Source organism: Agrobacterium tumefaciens, assembly GCF_005221325.1.
Lineage (GTDB): Bacteria > Pseudomonadota > Alphaproteobacteria > Rhizobiales > Rhizobiaceae > Agrobacterium.
Genome location: NZ_CP039888.1, coordinates 142,761 through 168,429 on the forward strand (window position 1 = coordinate 142,761; position 25,669 = coordinate 168,429).

The 25,669-nt window shown below is 58.9% G+C and carries 24 protein-coding genes and 1 tRNA gene; 12 read left to right on the forward strand and 13 right to left on the reverse strand.

Annotation, left to right across the window (positions count from 1 at the left end; translation table 11 throughout):
- Window positions 1-54 precede the first annotated feature (54 nt).
- Complete coding sequence (locus tag CFBP5499_RS00770) at window positions 55-558, reverse strand: RrF2 family transcriptional regulator (RefSeq protein WP_080826537.1); 504 nt, start codon at window positions 556-558, stop codon at window positions 55-57.
- 151 nt (window positions 559-709) lie between these two features.
- Between CFBP5499_RS00770 and CFBP5499_RS00775 the strand changes: the two genes are divergently transcribed.
- Window positions 710-3,199, forward strand: coding sequence for a ligase-associated DNA damage response DEXH box helicase (locus CFBP5499_RS00775; RefSeq protein ID WP_080826534.1), 2,490 nt, complete (start codon window positions 710-712; stop codon window positions 3,197-3,199).
- A 28-nt stretch (window positions 3,200-3,227) separates the two neighbouring features.
- Complete coding sequence (pdeM, locus tag CFBP5499_RS00780; RefSeq protein ID WP_080826533.1) at window positions 3,228-3,956, forward strand: ligase-associated DNA damage response endonuclease PdeM; 729 nt, start codon at window positions 3,228-3,230, stop codon at window positions 3,954-3,956.
- A 49-nt stretch (window positions 3,957-4,005) separates the two neighbouring features.
- Here pdeM and CFBP5499_RS00785 read toward each other — a convergent pair whose 3' ends face one another.
- From CFBP5499_RS00785 to podJ, 4 genes are all read right to left on the reverse strand, one after another.
- The gene (locus CFBP5499_RS00785; protein ID WP_003522788.1) at window positions 4,006-4,443 is read right to left on the reverse strand and encodes a universal stress protein; all 438 of its coding nucleotides are present in this window, start codon (window positions 4,441-4,443) and stop codon (window positions 4,006-4,008) included.
- A gap of 158 nt (window positions 4,444-4,601) precedes the next feature.
- Window positions 4,602-5,429, reverse strand: a complete 828-nt coding sequence (locus tag CFBP5499_RS00790) for a TIGR02186 family protein (RefSeq protein ID WP_080826532.1) — start codon at window positions 5,427-5,429, stop codon at window positions 4,602-4,604.
- Complete coding sequence (locus CFBP5499_RS00795; protein ID WP_080826530.1) at window positions 5,426-6,352, reverse strand: sulfite exporter TauE/SafE family protein; 927 nt, start codon at window positions 6,350-6,352, stop codon at window positions 5,426-5,428. The genes CFBP5499_RS00790 and CFBP5499_RS00795 overlap by 4 nt, the downstream gene beginning before the upstream one ends.
- 264 nt (window positions 6,353-6,616) lie before the next feature.
- Entirely contained in the window at window positions 6,617-10,363 is a 3,747-nt protein-coding gene (gene podJ, locus CFBP5499_RS00800; protein ID WP_080826528.1) for a cell division protein PodJ, read from the reverse strand.
- A 377-nt stretch (window positions 10,364-10,740) separates the two neighbouring features.
- On the opposite strand from podJ, the gene CFBP5499_RS00810 reads away from it, so the two are divergent.
- The 5 genes from CFBP5499_RS00810 to CFBP5499_RS00835 all read left to right on the forward strand — a co-directional run bounded on the left by CFBP5499_RS00810 (window position 10,741) and on the right by CFBP5499_RS00835 (window position 17,135).
- A complete protein-coding gene (locus CFBP5499_RS00810; RefSeq protein WP_080826525.1) occupies window positions 10,741-12,537 on the forward strand; it encodes an acyl-CoA dehydrogenase C-terminal domain-containing protein in 1,797 nt (598 codons plus the stop codon).
- 37 nt (window positions 12,538-12,574) lie between these two features.
- Complete coding sequence (locus CFBP5499_RS00815; RefSeq protein ID WP_080826523.1) at window positions 12,575-13,783, forward strand: acetyl-CoA C-acetyltransferase; 1,209 nt, start codon at window positions 12,575-12,577, stop codon at window positions 13,781-13,783.
- Window positions 13,784-13,971: 188 nt separating this feature from the next.
- Window positions 13,972-16,188, forward strand: coding sequence for a 3-hydroxyacyl-CoA dehydrogenase NAD-binding domain-containing protein (locus CFBP5499_RS00820; RefSeq protein WP_080827485.1), 2,217 nt, complete (start codon window positions 13,972-13,974; stop codon window positions 16,186-16,188).
- A 156-nt stretch (window positions 16,189-16,344) separates the two neighbouring features.
- Window positions 16,345-16,776 (forward strand): hypothetical protein, encoded by a 432-nt coding sequence (locus tag CFBP5499_RS00825; protein WP_080826521.1) that lies wholly within the window; start codon window positions 16,345-16,347, stop codon window positions 16,774-16,776.
- Between the two features lie 283 nt (window positions 16,777-17,059).
- Window positions 17,060-17,135 (forward strand) — tRNA-Phe (locus CFBP5499_RS00835).
- A 73-nt stretch (window positions 17,136-17,208) separates the two neighbouring features.
- Here CFBP5499_RS00835 and CFBP5499_RS00840 read toward each other — a convergent pair.
- The 4 genes from CFBP5499_RS00840 to CFBP5499_RS00855 are packed head-to-tail and all read right to left on the reverse strand — an operon-like array spanning window position 17,209 to window position 19,292.
- On the reverse strand, window positions 17,209-18,291 hold the full coding sequence (locus CFBP5499_RS00840; protein ID WP_080826519.1) for a tyrosine-type recombinase/integrase: 1,083 nt from the start codon (window positions 18,289-18,291) through the stop codon (window positions 17,209-17,211).
- Complete coding sequence (locus CFBP5499_RS00845) at window positions 18,291-18,527, reverse strand: helix-turn-helix transcriptional regulator (RefSeq protein WP_233284532.1); 237 nt, start codon at window positions 18,525-18,527, stop codon at window positions 18,291-18,293. Before CFBP5499_RS00845 ends, CFBP5499_RS00840 begins: the two co-directional genes overlap by 1 nt.
- The gene (locus CFBP5499_RS00850) at window positions 18,527-19,066 is read right to left on the reverse strand and encodes a hypothetical protein (RefSeq protein WP_080826518.1); all 540 of its coding nucleotides are present in this window, start codon (window positions 19,064-19,066) and stop codon (window positions 18,527-18,529) included. Before CFBP5499_RS00850 ends, CFBP5499_RS00845 begins: the two co-directional genes overlap by 1 nt.
- A 43-nt stretch (window positions 19,067-19,109) precedes the next feature.
- Window positions 19,110-19,292 carry an Arc family DNA-binding protein gene (locus CFBP5499_RS00855; RefSeq protein ID WP_130932489.1) on the reverse strand — a complete coding sequence of 61 codons (183 nt, stop codon included), beginning with the start codon at window positions 19,290-19,292 and terminating at the stop codon, window positions 19,110-19,112.
- A 103-nt stretch (window positions 19,293-19,395) separates the two neighbouring features.
- On the opposite strand from CFBP5499_RS00855, the gene CFBP5499_RS00860 reads away from it, so the two are divergent.
- Entirely contained in the window at window positions 19,396-20,019 is a 624-nt protein-coding gene (locus tag CFBP5499_RS00860; RefSeq protein WP_130932488.1) for an Arc family DNA-binding protein, read from the forward strand.
- A 30-nt stretch (window positions 20,020-20,049) separates the two neighbouring features.
- On the opposite strand, the gene CFBP5499_RS00865 is transcribed toward CFBP5499_RS00860, so the two are convergent.
- Entirely contained in the window at window positions 20,050-20,541 is a 492-nt protein-coding gene (locus CFBP5499_RS00865; protein ID WP_080826509.1) for a hypothetical protein, read from the reverse strand.
- A 52-nt stretch (window positions 20,542-20,593) separates the two neighbouring features.
- Window positions 20,594-21,094, reverse strand: coding sequence for a hypothetical protein (locus tag CFBP5499_RS00870; RefSeq protein ID WP_080826505.1), 501 nt, complete (start codon window positions 21,092-21,094; stop codon window positions 20,594-20,596).
- Between the two features lie 257 nt (window positions 21,095-21,351).
- Between CFBP5499_RS00870 and CFBP5499_RS00875 the strand changes: the two genes are divergently transcribed.
- The 4 genes from CFBP5499_RS00875 to CFBP5499_RS00890 all read left to right on the forward strand — a co-directional run bounded on the left by CFBP5499_RS00875 (window position 21,352) and on the right by CFBP5499_RS00890 (window position 23,844).
- On the forward strand, window positions 21,352-21,831 hold the full coding sequence (locus CFBP5499_RS00875) for a hypothetical protein (RefSeq protein ID WP_130932487.1): 480 nt from the start codon (window positions 21,352-21,354) through the stop codon (window positions 21,829-21,831).
- Window positions 21,832-21,846: 15 nt separating this feature from the next.
- Complete coding sequence (locus CFBP5499_RS00880) at window positions 21,847-22,419, forward strand: hypothetical protein (RefSeq protein WP_080826500.1); 573 nt, start codon at window positions 21,847-21,849, stop codon at window positions 22,417-22,419.
- A gap of 398 nt (window positions 22,420-22,817) precedes the next feature.
- On the forward strand, window positions 22,818-23,333 hold the full coding sequence (locus CFBP5499_RS00885) for a hypothetical protein (protein WP_080826494.1): 516 nt from the start codon (window positions 22,818-22,820) through the stop codon (window positions 23,331-23,333).
- 109 nt (window positions 23,334-23,442) lie between these two features.
- The gene (locus CFBP5499_RS00890) at window positions 23,443-23,844 is read left to right on the forward strand and encodes a type II toxin-antitoxin system PemK/MazF family toxin (protein ID WP_080826492.1); all 402 of its coding nucleotides are present in this window, start codon (window positions 23,443-23,445) and stop codon (window positions 23,842-23,844) included.
- 247 nt (window positions 23,845-24,091) lie between these two features.
- On the opposite strand, the gene CFBP5499_RS00895 is transcribed toward CFBP5499_RS00890, so the two are convergent.
- On the reverse strand, window positions 24,092-24,988 hold the full coding sequence (locus CFBP5499_RS00895) for a hypothetical protein (RefSeq protein ID WP_080826490.1): 897 nt from the start codon (window positions 24,986-24,988) through the stop codon (window positions 24,092-24,094).
- On the reverse strand, window positions 24,985-25,626 hold the full coding sequence (locus CFBP5499_RS00900; protein ID WP_233284533.1) for a hypothetical protein: 642 nt from the start codon (window positions 25,624-25,626) through the stop codon (window positions 24,985-24,987). The genes CFBP5499_RS00895 and CFBP5499_RS00900 overlap by 4 nt, the downstream gene beginning before the upstream one ends.
- Window positions 25,627-25,669: the final 43 nt, after the last annotated feature.

Below are 25,669 nucleotides of genomic sequence, written 5' to 3' on the forward strand. Positions count from 1 at the left end.
TGTCGCTCTCCGGTATTTCGATTGGTCGTTCTGTGGTGGTCCGCTCTGCGGTCTTTAGCGCGCCGTCGTCTTGCGCTCGTTCATGTCAAGAAAGGCGCAGCCGCGCGCGGCAATTCCGCCATCATCATTGGCGGCAAGATCACCCAGAATGTCGGCCATGCTGGTTTTGGCAAGTTCCGCCCGGTAGACCTTCTCCGCCTTCAGCATCGCGGCATTGATGCCGCAGGGCTTGGTGAAATATCGTCCGGGCAAGGGGTTCGGCCCGCGCTGGCGGATTTCCGCGCAGCGAAAGGCCGGCTGCGGCCCTTCGACAGCAAGCACAATGTCGAGCAGCGTGATCTTGTCGGTCGTCCGGGCCAGGCGATAACCGCCCTTCGGCCCCGGCACGGTGGCGACTATGCCGGCGTTGGACAGCGACTGCAGGTGTTTCAGCAGATAGCTCGTGGAGACGCCGTGGAATTCCGCGAGCGCCGCTGCCGACAGCACGCCGCCTTCGGAAAGTCCCGCCAGCATGCCCACGCTGTGAATGGCCTGTTCAACGCCGTCTCCGAGTTTCATCGGTCTTTTCCATGTCCCGTTGCTTCAGTATCGTGGATATTATTTATCCACGATTTTGTTTTCCTGTCAAGCGGAGGCATTGCGCTCTTCTTTTTCCCAGCTTTTTCACTACCTTGAAGCAGTGAACCATACCGAGCCCCCCACTTCCGGCATGCATGTCGGCACCTTACCCCTTCCATTCCAGAAATGGTTTGCAGAAAAGGGATGGTCTCCGCGCGCCCATCAGCTGGAGCTGATGGCACGGGCGCGCGGCGGTGAAAACATGCTGCTGATTGCGCCAACGGGGGCCGGCAAGACGCTGGGCGGCTTCATGGCCTCGCTCACCGATCTGGCGGAGCGCGGCAAGATGCCGCCGGGTTCCGGCTTTGTGGGTGTGCACACGCTCTATATCTCGCCGCTCAAGGCGCTTGCGGTGGATATTGAACGCAACCTCACCAGACCCGTTTCCGAAATGGGTCTGCCGATTGTGATCGAAACCCGCACCGGTGATACGCCGCAGGCCAAACGCCAGCGCCAGAAGATGAAACCACCCGATATTCTGCTGACGACACCTGAACAGGTGTCGCTGCTCTTGGCCAACAAGGAAGCCGAGCGGTTTTTCCGCGATCTGAAATATGTTGTGCTGGATGAGCTGCACTCTCTCGTCACGTCCAAGCGCGGCCACCTGCTGTCGCTGGCGCTCGCGCGGGTGCGTCGGCACGCTCCTGACGTGCGCTTCATTGGCCTCTCGGCCACGGTGGCCGAACCGATGGATTTGCGTCGTTATCTTGCGCCGCAGGGGCGAGGCGAACCGCCGGCCGGCCTCATCACGGTGGAGGGCGGCGCAAAACCGGATATCTCCATTTTGCAGACGGAAGAACGCATTCCGTGGTCCGGCCACTCCGCGCGTTATGCCGGCAAGGACTTATACGAGGCGTTGAAGCAGCATCAGACGACGCTGGTCTTCGTAAACACGCGCTCACAGGCGGAAAGGGTCTTTCAGGAACTCTGGACCATCAACGACGACAATCTGCCGATTGCGCTGCATCACGGCTCGCTGGATGCCAGCCAGCGCCGCAGGGTGGAAGCGGCCATGGCGGAAAACAAGTTGCGCGCCGTCGTCGCCACCTCGACGCTCGATCTCGGGATAGACTGGGGCGATGTCGACCTCGTCGTACATGTCGGTGCGCCTAAAGGGGCGAGCCGCCTTGCCCAGCGCATCGGCCGTTCCAATCACCGCATGGATGAGCCGTCAAAGGCGATCCTCGTTCCCGCCAACCGTTTCGAGGTGATGGAGTGCCGGGCAGCGCTGGATGCCAATTACATCGGCGCGCAGGATACCCCGCCGATTGCTGAAGGCGCGCTCGATGTTCTCGCCCAGCATGTACTCGGCATGGCCTGCGCTGAACCTTTCGATGCCGACGAGCTCTATCGTGAAGTAACAAGCGCTTCGCCCTATGCCGACCTGCCGCGCGCCACCTTTGACCGGGTTGTGGATTTTACCGCCACTGGCGGTTATGCGCTGCGCACCTATGAGCGTTACGCCCGCATCCGCCAGATGAAGGATGGCCGCTGGCGTGTCTCCAATCCGGCGGTCGCACAGCAATATCGCCTGAACCTCGGCACCATCGTCGAGGCGGCGGAACTCAATGTCCGCATGGTCAAGCGTAATGCCAAGGGCACGGTCGGGCGCGGCGGCATGTCGCTCGGCAAGGTCGAGGAATATTTCCTCGAGCAGCTGGTGCAGGGCGATACGTTCCTCTTTGCCGGCAAGGTCCTGCGGTTCGAAGGTATCAGGGAAAACGAATGCCTGGTCTCCCAGGCCTTCTCCATGGACCCCAAAATACCCTCCTATGCCGGCGGCAAGTTTCCGCTTTCCACGTACCTCGCGGATCAGGTGCGTTCCATGCTCTCGGACCCGACGCGCTGGCACGCTTTACCGGATCAGGTGCGGGACTGGCTGGCGATCCAGAAGGAAAAATCGATCATTCCCAAGCGCGACGAGCTGCTGGTCGAGACCTTTCCGTTCCGCAAGCGCTTTTTCATGGTCATGTATCCCTTTGAGGGACGGCTGGCGCATCAGACGCTGGGTATGCTTCTGACGCGGCGGCTGGAACGAGCGGGCGCAAAACCCATGGGGTTCGTCGCCACAGATTATTCGCTCGCTATCTGGGCTATGGAGGATATCGGCATGCGGCTGAAATCCCGCCGCCTGTCGCTGGCGGACCTTCTCGATGAGGACATGCTGGGCGACGATCTGGAGGCATGGCTGGACGAATCCTTCATGCTGAAGCGGACCTTCCGCAACTGCGCCGTCATTTCCGGTCTCATTGAACGTCGCCATCCGGGCAAGGAAAAGACCGGCCGGCAGGTCACGGTTTCCGCCGATCTTATTTATGACGTTCTTCGCAGCCATGAGCCGGATCATATCCTGCTTGAAGCCACGCGACGGGATGCGGCGGCGGGACTTTTGGACATTGGTCGTCTTGGCGATATGCTGAAGCGAATCAAGGGCCACACCACCCACTGTGCGCTTGAGCATGTCTCGCCGCTTGCCGTTCCGGTGATGCTGGAAATCGGCCGGGAGACGGTGGCAGGCGAGGCGATGGACGATGTGCTGGCGGAAGCCGCCGACGCGCTGATCGCCGAGGCCATGTCCTGACATACGCAATGAAGGAACGACGATAAAAGTGCTGAGCCGGCTGACATTGAGCGACAGGTTTTCAAATGGCTTCGAATGCCTCGGCAGCGAAACCGCCATCAATGGCGTCGCCGCCTGGTGTGATCCTTTGGGTGGGCTCTACGTGCCGGACCTGTCACTGCTCGTCGTCTCCGACCTGCATCTGGAAAAGGGCGCGGCCTTTGCCCGGCGCGGGCGCATGTTGCCGCCCTATGATACCATCGCCACCCTCAAGATCCTGTCCTCCCTCATCAGCCGTTATGACCCGAAGATCGTCGTCAGCCTCGGGGATAATTTTCACGATCGCGTCGGCTCGCAGCATCTGCCGCTGCCGCTGCGCGAACTCATCCGCGAGATGGCCCGTGGCCGCGAATGGATATGGATTAACGGCAACCATGATCCCGACGGGACGGTCGACCTGCCGGGCTCGTCGGTGGATGAGATGTTTTACGGCACTCTCGTCTTCCGCCACGAGCCGAAACCGGGCGATGCCGCCGGTGAAATCGCCGGGCACCTGCATCCCTCCGCCACCGTGCGTCGCCGCGAAAAGACGGTGCGGCGTCCCTGTTTCGCCACCGACGGTTCACGGCTTTTGATGCCGGCATTCGGGGTCATGAGCGGCGGGCTGGATTTGCGGCACAAGGCCATGCGTGGCCTGTTCGACCACACTGCTCTCGTCGCGCATCTGATGGGGAGGGACCGCATCTATTCGGTGCGGTTTTCAAATCTTCTCGGCTGAGCGTATTTTCCGGACGTAAAACCGCTTATGCAGCTTTACTGGAAACGATCTATTGCCGGTAAACCAGCACCGGTATCTTCGAATTCTTCAGTACCTTGGCCGTGACGCTGCCGAGCAGCATTTCCACGAAGCTCCGGCGCCGATGCGAAGCCATGGCGATGAGGTCGCAGCCGCTCCTGTTGGCGGCCTCGATAATCGCCTCGTCGGGCCTTCCCGCCCGCGCCAGCAGCGCTTCGCAATCCAGCCCCATGGACGTTGCCTGCGCCTGCGTATCGCGCAGCAGATGCTCCGCCTCTTCGCAGCGGTGGAATTCCTCTTCGGCAATGGCGGCAATGTCCTCGACATCGCTGGCAATCACATGAAAGGGTTCCGATACCGTCACGACGGTCACCTTTGCGCCTGCCTCCTTGGCGAGAGCGAACCCTTGGTCGATTGCGATCTGCGCCAGCGGCGAGCCATCGGTGGGAATGAGAATGTGCTTGAACATGACATTTCTCCTTTTCATCCCGGTCGCAACCGCGCTCATTGCCATGATCGGCGCGCGTGGTTGTAACGCCTTGAATTTTACCGCAAACCGATGACGGAAGCGAATGCTATCTTTGGCGGAAGGGGCGGTGTGCGCCCGATTTTGCGGGAGGAAACGGATCAGTCCTTGCGGAAGATGATGCTGGCACCCCAGCCCGTCACGACGGCCAGGAGAACGCAGAGCGCGCCATAGGCAAGCGGCGTCTGATGTGCCGCATCGGTGATCGCCTGTTCCATACCGGTCTTGACGACACGCAGCTTCAATTCGCGCTGGGCGATGAATTTGCCGCTCTTGAAGAGATAGGCGCGCGCCGTGTGCACGCCATTCGGCACGTTGGCGGGCAGGCGAAGCGTCGCCCAGAACAGGCCGGTGCGTTCCAGCCGCACCCCGGTCGTGTCATTGCGATAGATACCGCTCGAAAGCTTGAGCCGACGATAGGCTTCCTGAAAATCGAAGACATTGTCGGGCACGCCGGAAAAGACAGCGCTCTTGAGCGACAGATGATCGACGCCGAGCCCCATGGCGCGCAGCGTTCCGGGCGAGGCGACGTCGCTGATATTGCGCGTGCTGGCCATGGAGTAGGATTCCGGCAGCGGCGTGAAGGTGATGGCGCTGGTGTTGATCCAGATGCCCGCCACACGCTCCTTCTTGCGCACGGTCATATAGTCGCTCGGCCCTTCCAGCGTCACGACGATATCATATTGCCCGATGGCCAGCAGCAGCTGGTCGGTATTGTTAAGCGCGCCGAAGAGAGTGAAATCCGCCCCGCGAAAATCGGACGCGATGGGAATTTCGGTCGTCGATGCGCCGATTTCGATGTTTTCCTGCAACGGCCGCTGTTGCGGGCCGGGCGGCAGGGCAAGCGGCGGCGTCTGCGCCGAGGCTGTTTCGCCAAAGGCAAGGAAGGGCAGTAGAAGAAGCGCGGCGAGCAGCGGACGGAAGGTCAATAGCCGAGCCCCCCCACGGCCACCGAAAACAGGTCTTCCGGCCGCACCACCAGCGAGACGGCAAGGCGAAGCGCGACGGCAAGGACGAGAAGGGCAAGCAGCGCGCGCAGCTGTTCGCCGCGCAGTTTCTGGCCGACGCGCACGCCATATTGCGCACCGATGACGCCAGCCACCATCAGGATGAAGGCAAGCACCACATCGACGGAATAGTTGGTCGCGGCCTGAACGATGGTCGTATAGGCGGTCACGAAGATGATCTGGAACAGCGAGGTGCCGACAACCACGCTGGTGGGGATGCGCAGCAAATAGATCATCGCCGGCACCATGATGAAGCCGCCGCCGACACCCATGATCGAGGTGAGGATGCCGATGCCGAAGCCCAGCGCGACGATGGGAATAATGCTGAGATAGATCTTCGATTTCTTGAACCGCATTTTCAGCGGCAGGCGATGAACCCAGTTGTGATGGCCCGGCCGGCGCAGCGTCACGGTTTCATTGCGGGCGGCGCGGCGCAGCGCCGAAATGCTTTCCTTCAGCATCAGCGTGCCGACGGTGCCGAGCAGGATGACATAGAGCAGCGAAACGATGAGGTCGAGCTGGCCGATGCTGCGCAGGAAGGAGAATATCCACACGCCCACCGTGGCCCCCGCGAGACCGCCCACGAGCAGCACGCCGCCGAGCTTGACGTCCAGCGTCCCGCGCCGGAAATGCGTGATCGAGCCTGAAACGGAGGAGGCAACCACCTGGTTCGCACCGGTCGCCACCGCGACTACGGGCGGAATATTGTAGAAGATCAGAAGCGGAGTGATTAGAAAGCCGCCGCCCACGCCGAACATGCCGGACAGAAAACCGACGGCCGCGCCCATGCCGAGAATGATGAAAATATTCACCGACAGTTCTGCGATCGGCAGATAGACAGTCACGGCTCGGACCTCGGGCAAATGGTTCCGGGCGGCAGGGCCTGTCCGGGTGAGGGGGCCGCGCCGCGATTTACACTTTCTGTCTGAAAAGACCGGGCATGCCCGGCCTTCATCCGTCATGCCCGCGAGGGCCTGACCTGTCAACATTCAACGGTAAATGCGTTGATAATTTGGAAAGATAGCGGCCGTGTGTCGGCAACCGGCCACATTCCTGCGCCGGCTTGGGCGAAAGCGGCCAGGGGCCCCGCTTCACCGGTTCTTCAAGGCTTATTTGTTGCGGGCGAGCAGCGCGGTCACCAGCTCGTTGGTGATGCGCCCGTCCGGCGTCTGGCCCACGGATTTCTGGAAGTCCTTGATGGCCGTCACGGTGTTCTTGCCAAGCTTGCCATCCGGCTGGCCGGCATCGAAACCGCTCTTGTTGAGGATCGCCTGAATGTTGCGGATCGCCTTTTCCATATCCACGGAGGCAGTCTTCACGCCCTCCTTGCCGGCCCATTCCTCAGGCGGGGTGACGCTGTTGGCGTCGTCCGAAAGCGGCTTCACCTTCCAGGCATCCACCTTGGCCTTGGCGCTCTGAAGCTGCTGCGGGCTCATCGCTCCGGCAACCTCATCGCGCTTCTGGGCGGCATCAGCATCGCCATCTCTGGCGGCAATCGCGAACCACTTGTAGGATTCCTCGATATCCTGCTTCACGCCGCTGCCGCGGGCGTAGAGAATGGCGAGGTTGAACTGGCTGTCGCGAACGCCGAGTTCGGATGCCTTGATGAACCATTGTGCGGCGGTGGCGAAATCCGGCTGACCGGCCGCGTCAGAGGCGAGCAGGACCGCGAGATTGTGCATGGCGCCGGCATTACCCTGTTCGGCAGCCAGCGTGTAATAGCGCTTCGCTTCGACAAGATTGCGCTCGACGCCATTCGCCTTCTCGTAAAGATTGGCGAGACGATATTGCGCGGGGGCAAGGCCGCGATCGGCCGCCATCTTATACCACTTTGCTGCTTCCGCACGGTCTGCGGCAACGCCGCGGCCGTCGGTGTAGCGCACCGCAATCTCGAACAGCGCCTGTGTATCACCCTTGGCGGCCGCTTCGGCAAGCGATGCGGGCTCGATGCCGGCGGGAACCGCAATGGCGTCCTGGGCAGGAATAGTCGTGGTGGCGACCGCAGCCGGTTTCGGCAGTTCAGTCTGCGCGACGGTGTCGGACTTTGCGGGGTCCACGGCGGGAACATCGGCAACCGGCGGCTCATCCGGCAGCGGCGCACCGCCGATGGTGCGGTTATCGATGGTGTTCTGCGCCGGTGCGGCGTTTTCGATACTGTCGGCCGATGCCGCCTGCTCGGGATCGAGGGCAAGACCGGAGGGAATGGTCACGGCCTTTTCACTGCTTTCGGGAAGGGCGGAAACCGGAGCATTATCCATCTTGTGTTCGAGAACGGGTGCGGGGGCTTCCGCGCCACCGATCAGCGTCTTGACGAGCGGCATGGCCATCATTGCCAGAAGAATGGCGCCGATGCCGAGCAGCAGCGGACGGCGATAGCGTGACAGCGCCGAAGCGTCGGCCTTGCGGCTCTTCTTGCCGGTGTCCAGCTTCTCCGGCGATGTTTCCATGGCGGCGGCCTGGGCGGCGCGGCGGGCGGCGGCGATGAAATCCGTCCGTCCTTCCGCATCCGCGGCCTTACCGGTGGCGGCTACCTGGCTGGCGCGCACACGTTCGAGGATTTTCTTGATATCGGGCGCGCCCGAGCCCGGCTCCAGAAGTTCGTTCTCTTGGCCAGCCGGCAGAACGTCGATCGGATCGAGCGACGGGGCGGGCTCAACCTGCGTGCGTGCGGAGGAAGCCGATACCGGTTCTTCCTTGGTCTTTGCGGGCTTGGCCGTGCTTGTCTTGAAACGCTTCGTCAGGCCGGCGAGCAGGCTGTTTTTTTCCGCTTTTGCGGGCTTGGCGGCAGCCGGCGGCACGATCGCGGTCGCGCCGTTTTCGCTGACATCGTCGAGAATGGCCTGCTCTTCAGCGATATAGCCTTCTTCCGGGAAAACGGCGGCCGGCATGGCCACGTCTTCGCGGCTGGCGGCAACCATGTGCTGCGCGACGTTACGGGGAGCGTCCTGGCGGTAGGCGGGCGCGCTGTCGAGATTGTCCAGACGGCCGGCGATCTGCACCAGCGTCTCATGCAGCGCCTCGAAGGTGCGGTGCGTGCGCTCTTCGGTGTTGCGGCTCAGGGCTTCGAGGCTGCGCAGATCGGTCGCAAGATCAGTCAGCATCGTCATGTCGGCGAGGTTTGCGCCGGCCGAGAGATTGTTGCGAGTATAGGCGTCGAGAACGGCCTCGGCCGTCTGCCGCGCCGCTTCGATGATATATTCGTCGTTCGACGCCATGTAGTCTTCGATCGCCGTCATACGGACGTCGAGTTCCGGTGACATGCCAGTTGCCTGCACCTGCACCGGCTGGCTGATCAGCGTCGACAGATGGGCGATCTGATTTTCGAGGCTTGCCAGCGCGCGGCTATCGGCAGGAGCGGCATGGGCGGTCTCGTCCAGGCGGGCGGCGATTGTGCCCAGCCGCTCTTCCAGACGGGAAAATGCGCTTTCGCTGAGGCCCGAAGCCGCTTGCGGCTGGCTGTAGCGATAATCGAGGTCCTCGATCCGCCGGGAGAGCAGGTCGAGCCGCTCGGCGAGGCCATCATTGACCGCGCCGTGATCCAGCGCATCGATCTTGCGGGAGATATCGCTGAGGAAAGACGTCAGTTCCGCCTGCTGGGTGGGGCGCTGTGACTTTTCCAGCAGCAGTGACAGCTGATCCAGCCGGTCATGCAGTTGCGCGGCGTCGCGCGCGGTGCTGAGCTCATCGATCTTGCCGGAGAGCGCCTCGAGGCGGGCGGTGAGGTCGGATGCCGGTTCCGGCTTGGCGACGGCCAGGCGGTTGATGTCGCCGAGCTGTTCGGCAAGGCCGTTCAGCCGGGTTTCCAACCGCTGTGCCAGCGCATTGTCCGTTGCCTGCGCATTGGCGCGTGTGCCGGTTGCCGCAATGGCGCGGCTGATTTCGTCCAGCCGCTGGTCGAGGCCGGAAAATTGTTCGGTAAAGGCGGCCTCGTTGGGCTGCATGTGCTTGCCGAGCTGCTCTACGGCGCTGGCAATGGTGATGAGCTTTTCCTCGAGCACGCGCACGGCGGGATTGTTGCTCATGCCGCCAAGTTGCGTCTTGATGTCATCGAGACGATAGGCGAGCGAGACGATCTCATCCTGTAGCGAGGCCGCATCGAAACCGCGCAGCGTGTCTTCCAAATTGTTCCAGCGGCTCTCGATCCGGTGCACGCTGTCTTCGCGCGCAAGCTGGTCGATGGTGAGGCGCAGGTCCTCGAATTCGTTGCGCAGCCCGTAGGCGTCCGGAGATGCCAGATTGCCGAGCTGGTCGATGCTGCCGGCAAGCCGCGCGATGTCGTCACGCAGATCGCCGATGAATTGCTGATCTTCCGCCACCGCGCGGATATTGCGGATTTCGGCGCGCAGCCCCTGCGCTTCGCGGGCAACGCCCTCGGCAATATCATGCTTCAGCTCATGGCGAAGATTGACCAGTGCTTGCGCGATCTCCTGCAGGGCTGCGTCATTGCGCTGCTGTTCCTGATAGGGCGGAATGGCGCGGGCACGCGGCGCGGGAGCGGCCGTTTGCTGCGCGTCCCTTGAGCCATATTCCGGTGCGAGCGGCCGGGTAATCGTCCGTTCCGAGCGGGCGGCGGGCCCCTGCGGGCGCTGGAAGCTCGCTTCGAGAAGACGCTGGCGCTGGCGGATTTCGTTGACGGGGTCGAGCTGCGGCGGCGTGATGGCGGCGCGGGGCTCACGCGGCGCGGCATAGGCCTCGTTTTTCGGTTCCGGCTGAGCGCTCGCGGCCCGCGGGTCGCGCGGAAACTTCTGGCTCATCAGCCCTTCAATACGGGCTTCAAGGCCTTCAATGGTGCGATTGAGCGCATCAAGAGACGATCTGTCGCTTGGCTGTTGGGTTTTCGATCGCAATCCGTTCATCTTTTCGCTCGCTTCGCTTCCGCCCGCCGTGCCCGGTTATCTGTCGCGACGTCGCCTGTCTCACCACGCCGTCGCCGCAACATGCAGCAATGCCAGAGCCGGTATTTGCCCCTTTGGAGGAAAATGCGCCGATGAACGAAGCAGTTACCTCTGTCGGGAGAATTCACGAAACGTGGTAAAGAAGTGGTTAACTATGGTTGGAATTTTTTAACTTTTATGGCGGGGGGCGAGCTTGCGCCGGGCCAGGTATCGGTTAGGCCCAAAAGGGAGGGCGATATTCCGCGGAAATTTGTTTGACGTTTACGCGCACGTCAAATATTGTCATGGCATATCGGCCGGACTGGCTCCGGCGCCCACGATGCGGAGGAACATCGGTAATGCCTGTTTACAAGGCCCCAGTCAAAGACACGCTTTTTATCCTGAACGACGTTCTTGGCCTCGAGCGGTATAACAACCTGCCCGGCTTCGAGGATGCAACCCCTGACATGATCGAGGCGATCACCGGCGAGGCGGCCAAGGTCGCCGAAGAACGGCTTTTCCCGCTTAATCTTTCCGGCGACCAGCAGGGCTGCAAGCGCGCCGATGATGGTTCGGTTTCCGTGCCTGAGGGTTTCAAGGCGGCCTATGACGCCTATTGCGAGGGCGGCTGGATCGGTCTTGCCGTTCCCCAGGAATTTGGCGGGCAGGGCCTGCCCTATACGCTGCATGCGGCGATCGGCGAATATATGTCGTCCGCCAACCTGTCGCTGATGATGTATCCCGGCCTGACGCAGGGTGCGATCGCCGCAATCCTCGTGCATGGCACGCAGGAACAGAAGGACACCTATCTGCCGAAGATGGTGGGAGGCACCTGGTCGGGCACCATGAACCTCACCGAGCCGCATTGCGGCACTGACCTCGGCCTTCTGCGCACCAAAGCCGTGCCGCAGGGCGACGGCAGCTATAAAATATCCGGCCAGAAAATCTTCATCTCCGCCGGCGAACATTCCATGACGGACAATATCGTCCATCTGGTGATCGCCCGTATCGAAGGCGCGCCTGAAGGCACCAAGGGCATTTCGCTGTTCATCGTGCCGAAGTTCCTCGTGAAGGAAGACGGTACGCTCGGCGAGCGCAATGGCGTCACCTGCGGCGCCATCGAACACAAGATGGGCATCCACGGCAACGCCACCTGCGTCATGAACTACGATGAGGCGACGGGTTATCTCTTGGGTGCTGAGAACAAGGGCCTGTCGGCCATGTTCGTGATGATGAACGAGGCCCGCCTCGGCGTCGGCCTTCAGGGGCTGTCCGTTGGCGAGATCGCCTATCAGAATGCCGTCGAATATGCCCGTGAGCGTATTCAGGGCCGCTCGCTTTCCGGCGCCAAGTTCCCGGAAAAGAAGGCCGATCCGATCATCGTACACCCGGATATCCGCCGCACGCTGATGACCATCAAGGCCTATAACGAGGCCGGCCGCGCCTTCCTTCTGTGGACCGCGCTGCAATCCGACATCGCCCATCGCGCCGCTGACGAGAAGCAGCGCCAGGCGGCGGATGACCTGCTCAGCCTCGTCACGCCAATCCTGAAAGGTGTCTTGACCGACAAGGGCTTCGACCATGCTGTCATGGCGCAGCAGGTCTTCGGCGGCCACGGCTACATCGAGGAACATGGCATGAGCCAATATGTCCGCGATGCGCGTATCACCATGATCTATGAAGGCGCCAACGGCATTCAGGCGCTCGATCTCGTCGGCCGCAAGCTCGGCATGAATGGCGGCCGCGCTGTCATGGCGCTGTTCAAGGAAATCGGCGATTTCTGCGAGGAAAACCGTGCCGATGAAAAGCTCAGCCTTTATACCAAGGGCCTGAAGAAGGGCTTGAACGACCTGCAGGCCGCAACCATGTGGTTCATGCAGAACGCTATGGCGAAGCCCGACAATGCCGGTGCCGGTTCGACCGACTACATGCATCTCTTCGGTATCGTGGTGCTGGGTTACATGCAGGCGCGTATGGCGAAGGCCGCCAGCGAAGCGCTTGCGGCCGGCAGCGCTTCGGACGAGGATTACCTCAAGACCAAGCTTGTCACGGCGAAGTTTTACATGGAGCGCATCATGCCGGAAACGGCGCTGCGCAAGGCCCGCATCGAAACCGGCGCGGACACCATGATGGAACTGGCTGCGGAAGCATTCTGAGAAGGTTGGCGGTAAACACGCCGCAGGGAGAGAGTTTATGACCGACGTTTACATTTACGACCATGTCCGCACCCCGCGCGGGCGCGGCAAGAAGGATGGCAGCCTGCATGAGGTGCCTTCCGTTCGCCTTGCCGCCAAGACGCTGGAAGCCATCCGTGACCGCAACGGGCTCGACACCTCTGCTGTCGATGACATCATCATGGGCTGCGTCGATCCTGTCATGGATGCCGGCGCGGTGATCCCGAAGGCCGCCGCCTTCGAGGCCGGTTATTCCAACAAGGCACCGGGCATGCAGATCTCGCGTTTCTGCGCCTCGGGTCTCGATGCCATCAACTTCGCGGCCGGCAAGGTCAAGGCGGGCTCTGATGATATCGTCATCGCCGGCGGCGTCGAAAGCATGTCGCGCGTCGGCATGGGCATGTCCGGCGGCGCCTGGTACATGGACCCCTCAGTCAACTTCCCCGCTTTCTTCATGCCGCAGGGCGTGTCGGCCGATCTCATCGCCACCAAATACGGTTTCTCCCGTGACGACGTGGACGCCTATGCCGTCGAAAGCCAGAAGCGTGCGGCGCATGCCTGGGAAAAGGGCTATTTCAACAAGTCAGTCATTCCTGTGAAGGACTCCAACGGCCTGACGATCCTTGACCGTGACGAGCATATGCGCCCCGGCACGGACATGCAGGCGCTGGCCTCCCTCAATCCGTCCTTCCAGATGCCGGGCGAAATGGGCGGCTTCGAAGCCGTCGGCATCATGGCGCATCCGGAAGTGGAGCGGATCAACTACGTGCACCATGCGGGCAATTCGTCCGGCATCGTCGATGGCGCAGCCGCCGTGCTGGTCGGTTCGAAGGCGGGCGGCGAGGCGATGGACGTGAAACCGCGTGCCCGCATCAAGGCTTTCGCCAATATCGGTTCCGACCCGGCGCTGATGCTGACCGGCCCGGTGGATGTGACCGAGAAGCTGCTGAAAAAGACCGGAATGTCGCTTGCCGATATCGATCTTTTCGAACTCAACGAGGCTTTCGCCGCCGTGGTGCTGCGTTACATGCAGGCTTTCGATATCAGCCACGACCGGATGAACGTCAATGGCGGCGCCATCGCGATGGGTCATCCGCTAGGCGCAACCGGCGCGATGATCCTCGGCACGGTGCTGGATGAGCTGGAGCGGCGCGACCTCAACACCGCGCTCGTCACGCTCTGCATCGGTGCGGGCATGGGCACGGCGACCGTTATCGAGCGCGTTTGATTTGCGTATGGCCGCCAACCTCTCCTCCGTCATCCCGGCCCTGAGCCGGGATCCAGCAGCGCGGCGTCTGCCGCGCGAAAGGGCTCTTTGACGCGACAGACGTCGCGTCACTGGATTCCGGCTCAAGGCCGGAATGACGGCGAGGGATTGAAGATGGCAAAATGAAATTCAGGGAAGAGGAATCCCAAATGAGCACTTACACCAATTTCACCATCGAGACGGACGCAGACGGCATTGCCCTCGTCACGTGGGACATGCCGGAAAAATCCATGAACGTCTTCACCTCTGAAGTGATGGACGAACTGAGCGCCATTCTTGACGCGACTGTTGCCGATAGCGCCGTCAAGGGCGTCGTCTTCACGTCAGGCAAGAGCACGTTTTCCGGCGGCGCCGATCTTTCGATGATCAAGTCGATGTTCTCCTTCTACAATGACGAGAAGGCGAAGAACCCGGATGAGGCGGCGGCAAAGCTGTTCGAACTGGTCGGCCGCATGACGGGCCTGTTCCGCAAGATCGAGACCAATGGCAAGCCCTGGGTCTCGGCCCTCAACGGCACCTGCATGGGCGGCGCGTTTGAGCTTTCGCTCGCCTGCCACGGTCGTGTGGCCTCCAGTGCCAAGAGCCTCAAGATCGCTCTGCCGGAAGTCAAGGTCGGCATCTTCCCCGGCGCCGGCGGCACCCAGCGCGTCTCGCGTCTGACCGATGCTCAATCCGCCTTGCAGATGATGACCACCGGCCAGTCGCTGACCGGCGCACGCGCCAAGGCCATGGGACTGGTGCATCAGGTGGTCGAGCCGGATCAGCTGGTCGCAACCGCAAAGCAGATGATCAAGGACGGCCTGAAGCCCGTCGCACCCTGGGATGAAAAGGGCTTCAAGGCCCCCGGCGGCGGCATCTGGACGCCGGCGGCTGCCCAGCTCTGGCCCGCCGCACCGGCCATCCTGCGCCGCGAAAGCGCCGGCAACTATCCGGCCGCCCTCGCTATCCTCAAATGCGTTTATGAGGGCCTGCAATTGCCCTTCGATACGGCGCTGAAGGTGGAGCAGCGTTATTTCACCGAAATCCTTCGCTCGAAGGAAGCCTTCGGCATGATCCGCTCGCTGTTCATTTCCATGCAGGAACTGGGCAAGGGCGCGCGCCGCCCGGCCGGCCAGCCGAAGACGGAGTTTAGAAAGGTCGGCGTCGTCGGCGCGGGCTTCATGGGCGCTGCCGTGGCTTATGTCACCGCCGCAGCCGGCATTCCCGTCACGCTGGTGGATCGCGACCAAGAAGCGGCCGACAAGGGCAAGGGCCATTGCGAGGAAAGCGTCAAGGCCGCCATCGGCAAGGGCAGGTTGACGCAAGATGAAGGCAAGGCTCTGCTCGACCTCGTTACCCCGACATCCGATTACGCCGCGCTCGCCGATGCCGATCTCGTCATCGAGGCCGTCTTCGAAGACCGCGACGTGAAGAAGGCCGTTATCGAGGCCGTGGAAGCCGTGCTGCCCGAAGGGGCTATCTTCGCCTCCAACACCTCCACCTTGCCAATATCAGGGCTTGCGAAGAACTCGAAGCGCCCGAAGGATTTCATCGGCATTCACTTCTTCTCACCGGTCGAGAAGATGATGCTGACGGAAGTCATCCTCGGCAAGGAAACCGGCGACAGGGCGCTGGCCGTCGCACTGGACTATGTGGCCAAGATCAGGAAGACCCCGATTGTGGTCAACGATACGCGCGGCTTCTTCGTCAATCGCTGCGTGCTGCGCTACATGGCGGAAAGCTACGACATGCTGATCGAAGGCGTGCCCGCTGCCATGATCGAAAATGCCGCGAAATTCGCCGGCATGCCGGTCGGCCCGCTGGCGCTGAACGATGAGGTGGCCATCGATCTTTCCTACAAGATCCTCAAAGCCACCGTCGCTGATCTCGGCGACAAGGCCGTCGATCCGCGCCATATGGAGCTGGTAAAGAAGCTGGTGGAAGGCGAGGGCCGTTTCGGCCGCAAGAACGCCAAGGGCTTTTACGACTACCCGCCAAAGCCCGCCAAGAAATCCCTCTGGCCCGGCCTGAAGGACCTCTATCCTCAGCAGAAACCTGAAGACGTGGACATGGAGGTGCTGAAACAGCGCTTCCTCGTCACGGTGGCGCTGGAAGCCGCTCGCACGGTGGAAGAGGGCATCGTCACCGATCCGCGCGAGGCGGATGTCGGCTCCATCCTCGGTTTCGGCTTTGCGCCCTATACCGGCGGGGCATTGTCTTACATTGACGGCATGGGCGTGAAGAATTTCGTCGCGCTGGCTGAGAAGCTCAGCGAAGCCTATGGCCCGCGCTTCAAGCCGACGCCGCTTCTGAAGGACATGGCTGCCAAGGGCGAGACCTTCTACGGTCGTTTCGACCCCTATGCCAGCGCCGCCAAGGCGGCATAAGGCACCAAGGCAGATTATCGAACAGGCCCTTCGGGGCCTGTTTTATTATGCCTGTCTCCCTGCTTTCCGTGCATCCTTTGCCGGGCTGAGGCGTTGAAAAGGCTAACCGGGCAAAAGCGCCCGCGCCACACAATCAGCACGCCTCAGGAGACAGCGATGAAAGCACCACTGCGATCCCACGGTTTCGACAAGCCCTCGGACCTCGATGACCATCTGGCCGAACTGGACGAAGAGGCTGAGGCAAGGGCGGCGGATGCACAGGTGGAAAAACCCGCAGCAAAGAGAACGCGTGCTGCCGATGCCATCGATCCGAAGCTGCGTGCCGAACTGGATGAGCTTCGCAAAGAGGTCGAAAAGATTCGCCGCGACGTCAAACGGCTGGAGGCCGCCCAGCATTCCCGCCACAGGCCCGCACTGCCGCAGCATGAACGCGACCGTGAGAATTCCCGCCTGATGACCGTGGTGCGCTCCGTTGCCGTCACCTCGCTCGCCAGCCGCATCTTCGCGTCTTCGCCCGTCATGGCGGCGCTGGTGGCTGTGGTGCCACTCGCACTTGGCCTTGCCGCACGGCGCGGCCAAGGGGCATAGCCGCCGTCGAGGTACGGACCCCGTTTCGCTCGAATTGGTCCTGCCCCAACCCTGCGTTGGGGCGGACGCGTCACCTCCGGCGAATGCCTGAGAGAGGATTTCCCTTGCAATCCGGCTTTCATCCGGCACACATTTCAGCCATCCACAGGCGCTGTGAAAAAACTGTCAAAAAACTTCGCGATGGCGCTTGCCATGTCCGAACAAGATGTTATAACCCCGCTCACTTTCGGGGCACCAAACAGCCCCGCCCGCCAAAAGCGGAGGTTCTTCAAGGACCTGAAGTGCCCGGATAGCTCAGTTGGTAGAGCAGCGGATTGAAAATCCGCGTGTCGGTGGTTCAAATCCGCCTCCGGGCACCATTCTAAGCCCTTGGTATGTCTATCTTTTTCCATTATTTAGCATCCGTTCATAAAACCGGGTTTGACACTTTTCTCAAGAAGGTTTGACAACTTTCGTTTTTCGTCTGTTCACTTCGGCTGCAAAATCCTTCACTGCGGCGACGGTGTTTTTCGACATGTCGGCACGGCGGGAATAGTGCTTTGCCATCGCCTCGGTACGCTGTCCGAGAACGTTCGCGATGGTTCCGTAGTCCATGTTCATCTCTCTCAGGATGGTCGCGACGGTGTGGCGTAGACCCTTCAGCGTGAGGCCAGGTTGGACGCTGCCAGCTTCTTCAAGTTTAAGGCGGATCGGTCGCCATGAAGCTCTGAACCCTGAAACCGTCCACGGCTTGCCGTGGGTGTTGGCGCACAAGGTGATTGCCGAGTGAGGTGGCGCAGCTGCGAGAGCTTCCTCAACAGGCTTCACCAGAGGCAGATAGACCGCTTCACCAGTCTTTCCCCGTCGCGTGTCGATCATGCCCGCCTGAACCGCTGTGCGGGGCAGGGAGAGCGCGTCTTGCGGATCGAGGCCGTAGAACATCATGAGGGTGACGGCAGGCAGCATATGCGGCGGCAGGGCGGCAAGAACCGCGTCCCGCTCCGCGTCCATCCACGGCCGGTTCGCTTGCGGCGCGTTCTTCGGGCGTTTGATAGCCTTGATGCCGGTCGCTGGATTGTCTTTCACTTCGCCGCGCTCTTTGCCCCATGCGAACAGCAGGGAAAGGACGGTGCGCACGTAGGAGCCGAATTTCCGGCCCTTGCTCTCTCCGGCCTTGTCGCGGATCTTGACGATCAGCGGCGGCGTGAAGCTGGTGAGCGGCGTGTCCTCAATGCTTTTCAGGTAATCGAAGCATTTCTGATAGTCGGAGCGCGTCCGGTCGGAAATGTCATCCTGAAAAGCACCGCTGGCGCGATACTTCTTGATCAGCGCGCCGAGCGTGCCGGCGCGGGTGATTTCGCTTTTCTGATGAAGCTGGCTTATGCGGTAACATTCGCCGTAGAACTCCATCGTCCAGAGCGGGAATTTCTCCAGGTCAATGACGGAGCCTGTTTTCCGATGATAACACCGCCACCTGTGAGGCGGCTTCTTATCCTGAAAAATCTGAAAGCCCTTCGGGCGCTTCCTGTCTGCCATTAGCCGAGCTTCGCAATAATCGCGTCGTCGCCCGAGGCCTCGCCGCCCTTCAGGGCGTCAAGAAAGGCGTCGAGATCCTGCATATCGTAAACCTTCCCGCCGGACGGCATCGCCACCGGCTTCACATGGCAGTCGATAGGGAATTTACGGACAGAAAGGCCGCAGTAATCTGCGGCCTCCTTCAGCGTCAGCATGCGCCGGGGCGCAACTCTAATGTTGAGCGTTGCGCTTGCCATTAGTTCTGTTCCTCGATGAATGGCGGAAATCCGTCTCTGATCTTCCGGATTATCTTAGGTGCATAGTTCCAGATTTCCTCGGCGGCTGCGCCATAAACGCAGAAGATCGACGAAAAATAGAAGCACCCGGCGATAGGCTCGCCGGTCCGGACGTTCACATGGTTGAAGCGCTCAAGCCAGCACTCGACAATTTCATTTAACCTGCCGCTCACCTGATAAAGACCAGGACCATCGTACTCGGCAAATTTGCGATAGCCTTGTATAGACATCCAGAAAGTGCCATCGCCCCGGCTCTCCAAGTGATGATTACATCCTGTTGTCTCAGGATGCATTTGCATCAGGATCGACCGCAGCTGCGCCACGCAATCATCCATTTGGCTTTCGAGGCTCTGGGGGACGCGGTCAGTTTTGGCAGCTGCTTCGGCCACGGCGACGGTCGGGACAGCAGCGGCCGCAGTCGCCGCAAGGAAGGATCGGCGCGACATCGCGCCAATGGCACTTGCGCCACCGGCCATTTTCTGATTAATCTTCATACGCATTGAATGACCTTTCACGGGGTTAGGAAAAGCCGACGCTGGTTTACTAGGCCTGAGCGTCGGCTTTTTTCGTTTCAACATTGTCGGATATTGCCGTCTGCAACTGGAAGATAATTTCCGAGTTCATGGAACGGCAATTGCGCATCGCCATATCCTTCAACTGTTCGCGCATCCCTTTCGGGAACCGCAGATTAAATTGATCCACTACTGCTCTATCTGAAAGACTCACCTTGACGCCTCCTTACTGGTATGTCGAGCAGACCATATGCCTGACATACCATTGACGTCAAGCAGGATAGTATGCTGGACATATCAAAACAGGAGAATTTTAGTTGAAAGTTCCAAGTCGCGGCTCTGACCAGTTCAATTTGCGCCTGCCCGATGGGATGCGCGACCGCATCGCGCTCGAGGCCGACAAAGCCGGACGCTCGATGAACGCCGAAATTATCGCACGCCTGAGCTTCACTTTGGACAGCAACTTGAGTGACAGAGAAACACTCAACAGGACTATCGATGATCAGCGCATGCAATTGCGCGAATACATAAATCAAACCGTCCGCGTCATAACCGAAAAAAACAGTCTCGCCTTTGCGCTAAAAAAAGCGGAAGGCGCGAACCGGCAAAATGTCCTGTTTCTCGAAGCTCTTTGCAATCTCCTGGCTGATGACGTGAATATTCCAGAACACATTCGTTCGTTTGCTCACAAAACGCTGGAAGGTATATTTACTGGGGAAATTCTGCGCGAGAGCGGTCCTGAAGAGATCACCAGCGCAACAGAAGAGATGAATGAAATCGCGCGGGATGTGAAAGAAAACGCGCGGTCTCGTGCTGAGAGCGACCCATGGGCGCAGGCTTTCGGCAACAACGGCTATTTCATCACGAACGATATTTCACAGCGCGACCCTACAAAGATTCCTGATGGGCCTGAGACAAACGGAGATAAGCGCAAAAAATAGCGACATTGGCATCCGCCGGCGGTGCGTCCTTTAGATTCGGTACTTCGAGACCATCGCAGGGATCTCACGTTGAAAAGCGAAAAACGCCTCTTTGTAAGGCATGTATGCGTCAGTGAAACCCTCGTGCATGTTTTTCAAGTCGCCATTAACTCTCCGCTGATTAGCATTTGCCATCCAACCCTCGTACTGAGTGGCCTTGACGTCAATGTCACGTAAAGCGACCATAGTCTCTGGAAAATGCATAGACGCTATCGCTATAGCTTTCGAGAGCGGAGAAATTGGAAGCTCCTTAGCTTCGCCGTACACATGAGTACTTCTTTTAACCTCTAGCCAGTGATCGAATTCAAACAGGGCAGTAATCAGCGTTTCAAATAGTTTTTGGCGCTTCTCCCGCTTGGCTGCCTTCGATGTGAGAGTATGAGTGACAAGCGGGCCTATCGCCGTGCCAACAACGGCGATCACGCCGCCAACTATTACCGGGCCTAGAACGGCCCAGATCGATGCAGTTGCGCTTGCTTCCATTGCTCACCCTCAAAGAATACGATGAAAAAATCATATCCGGATCGGCATATAACTATTGTAGTTCGCATGCCTTCAGGAACTGGCCGGCCGCTTTCGTCGAACCATCGGGCGAAATATCAACGGAATGCTTGCTGTCCAGACTTTCGACATGCAAGCCGGCCAGAATCTTCTTTTTTGCGCCGCCGATGGATTTCACGATGGTGGCTTTCTGATCATCCTGAACGTCTGCTTTAAAGCCTCCGTATTTCTCATTGTGTTGGTAGGCCTCGCCATCAAGGCGCACTGCTTCACCACTATCGACCTTGAGAACAATGACGCCTTTAAGCGAAGTGTCGATATCCTCCTTCATCGGGAAGATGAAAGAGACGGAGACGTTACGCTCGGCGTCACAGGTTATGTAGACGGATCCGGAAACAGCACTGCCAAGCATGACAGCCGTCTGCTTACCGCTGAATACGTCCTCTTCCGATTTCGTGAACCAGCCGTTGGCAAAAGACGCGCCAGCCGATGCAAGAAGGAACGCTGCACTAAGCCACGATTTTCGTATCGACATTTAAACCCCCGAATTTCGATGCGATTATGGATTGAGTATAAGAATGAATGAACGTTATCAGGGAAAATTCAGATCGCCAACTTGGCGACTTGAAAACTGGTGGGGAATTTCCCCAGCAATCAACCGGGGGGATCTTCTCCCAGTTGCCGTGTCCGCATCCGACACCCACAATGTATAAGTGTCTCTTGTTTCCCGCTTTGATTGAACGGATAATAATTTTCTGGCAGCTTGTGTTGTTCGATTTTCGGGGGAAAGATATGAAATTCAAGAAAGCAATAGTTGCACTGGCGACACTGATGTTGGCCAGCTGCGTACAGTCTGTCACGGTGAAAACGCCATTCAATACAGCGGAGCATGAATTCGCCGCCAAGCCAGGTAAAGCGACGGTTAGCGCTCAAGCCTTCATGCGCAGAAATGACGGGATGGTGGTATACGCTGCCGGCAGCAATGCAATGCTGTTACCAGCCTCAAGCTATGTCCGCGAACTATATGACACCAGTCAAAAGGTCTACGGCGCGCCGCCAGTCACCAATCTTGATATCCGGTTGAAGGATTATACAAAAATCGCTCAAGCGAACGGAGAGGGAAGATTTTCGTTTCACGGCGTTCCAGATGGCGAGTATCTCGTGGTTACGAACGTCAACTGGCGGGCTGGTGACAGTACACAGGGCGGCGATCTGACGAAGTTCATCACTGTGAGCAATGGGCAAAACGTTGACGTTATCCTGACTCGCTAGAGCAGAGGCATTATAGTGATTGAGCTTGTAAAATCCTTTGCTTCATCGGGTGTAGGTCAGGCGCTGATCATCGCAGCAATTACGGCGATTGTTGCGCGTATTTTCACGCCCAAAGGCAAGCTGATATGGGGCGTTTCTCACCAGCACCACTACCGCATGCCAAACCTTTCAAACGGTGAAACTTTTCCGGTCGTCACGCAACAGGTCTGGTTCCAAAACACTGGGCGATCTCCAATTCAGGAAATTGAAGTCGTATTCAATTGGAAACCGCAGCACTTCGAAATATGGGACCCCAGACATTGGGGAGCTGATTTTCTTCCAGACCGCCGTTTCGTGATCAAGATACCCTCTCTCAACAGCCGGGAGATATTCACGCTATCAATGATCGACACCGTAAATGAGCTTCCCGCTGTTCTGTCGGTTCGATGGCTAGGCGGCATTGGGAAACAGGTGGAAATGGTACCCCAGAGGCAGTTTTCCACCGTGTTCAATGTGACTGTTTTGGCCATTCTTTTCGCAGGGACAATTTCAATATTGTATTTTCTGCTTCAGCTCGTGCTGTGGTTTGTTGGAACGCCTTCGGCGTGAGATGGTGTGCTCTCACCGAGCCAAAGCATGCACCATCGCCAAAAGAGCCGCCAACTTGGCGACTCTTTTGGCGATGGGATGACAACATTTCTCGTCTGGATTCGTGCGTTTCTCGCAAATCGCTTGTGGATAGTTATCCAAGCTGGTGACAAAGCCAGCGATTCCAGAGTCATAATGCGCGTGTGCCGGAGAGTAGATGCGCTTAGAATCGCAACAAAGATCTACTCCCCGTGCACTGGCGACCCCCGGAAGAGGGAGGACGGCTGCAACCGATCCTCCCTCACCTGTCCGGATAACAACCATTCTTCAACAATCCGTCTGCCCTGCAAAGCCCCAAGCTGCTTTTTGCAAGCATTTTTGTTAGGAAACCGAACCCCGAATGTGGCGAAGGCATAAAAATGGAAGATCCTGACGACTCTACACTGGTGGAACATTGGACCGACGAAAAACGCCGGGAGCGTTACCAGTACTATGCCCGCGAAAAATACGAATTCTATAAGGCAGCGAGAGAGGTCGCCTTTAAAGCTAACATTGAATATGGAAAGTGGCTTTTAGCCTCCGGACTAGTTGTTCATGGAGGAGCGATATACGCGATAAACGCTATCAAAGATGGATCGAAACCAACACTCATGCATGGACTGCTAGTGGGAGCGCAGTGGAATGTTGCAGGGATCGTGTTCGTTCTAATTGCCGGATTATCGGCTTGGCTAAATTTTCAGTACGCTGCGCATATCTACAACGACTGGGCTAACCCACTGATGGTCTACAAGACCGATCAGTTCCCCGAGGACAGTAATAAGGCCGATCCTGTTGGTGCAACACGCCTGCTTTCGATATTCGCGGGTCTACTTGCACTATGGGCTTTTGTCGCCAGCGCTGCGAATGTGTTTTTCGCTTTGAAAAGCGCTTATTGATATCCTCTGTGAAGATCGCGGGCGCGCATGCGGTATGCGAATTGGAATTGACTATCGGCTTCCTGTTCACTGATATCCGCCATCGGTAAAATATCCAGGCAAGATTCGATTGATTACTTTCACGCCTTCGCGCGGCAACATCCTCATGTGCGACTTTGACATGGCAACGGTACCGCCAGAGATGCGCAAGCGCCGCCGTGTTATTGTCCTTTCCCCCAAATCTTATAACAAGCGGCCAAGCATGGCCGTGCCGGGCAAATGCATCGTGGTGCCGCTGTCAGCGACCGAACCCCGCACGCCTCAACCTTCGCACGTTGCTATTCCTGATGATCGATACGCTAGCGTCACGAAGCCGGTATGGGCGATCTGCGAAATGGTGGCGCACGTCTCCCATGCCCGCCTTGATCGTGTAGCATCTGGCAAGAAATTCCTGTCTGAAAGCATCACGGCAGATGATCTACAGAGCATCGAAAATGCGCTCAAACATGCACTGGGTTTTCCAGCCGAATGAAACATCATGCAACATGATGCAACAGCATGGCTTCACATTGGACTTGAATTTTCTGCGTTCACAGACTATATCAAGGTCACTTCCCGAAAGGGGCTTGCGGGCCTGTCCAGCGTGAAAGCGCTGGCAGGCCTAAATCATTTCTGGCGACAAGCTTACCGGCCGCCGCCGCCACCTGGTTTGCTGATCTCCGGCGGAAAGGTGCAGCCCGTGTCGGCGTCTCTCATACCCTTGCCAGCTGCTCCATTCCTCAAATAATCATGATTGTTGCAGTACCGGTCATCGGCGGGGAACCGCCCGTGAGCGCGGCGTTCCGACATGCAATACCAAACTGCAAACGATCGTTTTTAGCTACCCTGAATACGCGGGTGTAGATGGTGCGCATTGTCCGATCCAATCCGGGGTTGCCGTTGGAAAGGGTACTGTCGACCAACGCTCCATTATTGAAGACCCCAAGGCCGACCGCAGAGGCAAGGGCGGCCTCCTGGTACGCCGAAATCGACATGTGAGCGACTCCGTCATATGGTACGGTGAATATCCCGCCAGACAGCGAGCCTGAGTTGTCATAGTCCTCAACCAACGCCGAAGCGAGAAGTGTCAGATTGTCGATCGAGTTGGGAATTGCACCTGTCGCTAGATTGTAAGCCCCGCTAGCAAGTGCGCGAGTGGCGACGCTTTGAGGACTGGTCACAAGCATGCGCCAGTTGGTGCCGTCATATCCGAACTCGATGATAGAGTTCATCTTAAGATCGCCGGCCACGACATCGTCGCCAGAGGCCGTCTTTATCGGCCTTACTCCAAGGCCATTGAGGTTTATCGTCGCTGGACCGGTATTGACGTTCGAGATCTTGACCATGACGATCAGTCCGAGAAACAGGCTGGGTGGAGCTGGATTAAGAGTTGCGACAATCGCGTTGCCAGTCCCGGCAGTGGCAGCAAAGTTCACCTTGCCGGCCTGCACAGCCTGGGATAACTGCAGCCCATCAGCAGGTACGAGACCGGACTTAACCAAGAGGTCCACAAGCTCGCGCTGCGGCTTTTCGATGGCCTTAGCGGGAACCGCGGAGCCGCGAACAGCACCAGGTATATCCTTGTCGACGTAAGATGCATCAGGATCAGTCGATCCGTAGGGCGGGTAATATTTCATTGAAGTATTTCCTTCGTTGCTTGGTCGATGAGAGGATCGTGTTCCGGAGCCTGGGAGGCCATGGCTTCCATCCGATCAGCAATGTCGTTGCAGAGGTCGTGAGCGATCTTGCGCAGCGCAACCCGAACGCCGTGCACGCCTTCCTTGGCGACGATCGACGCCAGTTCATCGGCGCGGTTAGGCAGACGATCGACTATTAGGCTGATCTCGTGCTCAACCGAACGCACGGCTTCATTCAATTTGTCCTGACGAACGAGGGATGACACTTCCTCGTCGAGCCGGATTTTATCGCGGCTGACACGCATCCATTCCGCCTGTCGCTTGGCTTCTTCAAAACTGTCACTCTGAAACGTTTTCTCGGCCGGCGGCGCTGCCATCTTGGCGGGGTTCATGAACCGCTCGCGGTGATGATCGTAATGGGCAAGAGATATCCGAAGCACCCGGCCGCGTCCGTCGCGATCAACCGGAACACCTTTCATCACGGCGAGGACGGCCTGTATCGTCTTCGAGACGGCCTGTTTCGTCACACTGTCACGGGCAGCGATTTGCTCTGCTGACCACATGAAAAGATTATCCGGGGTGTCATCGCTCATGGCGACCGCCTGAACTGGTACCAGACCGTAGACGATCCGAACCATGCGCAGATCCCGTCATCGAGGGATAGTCCGGTACAGGAGAAGC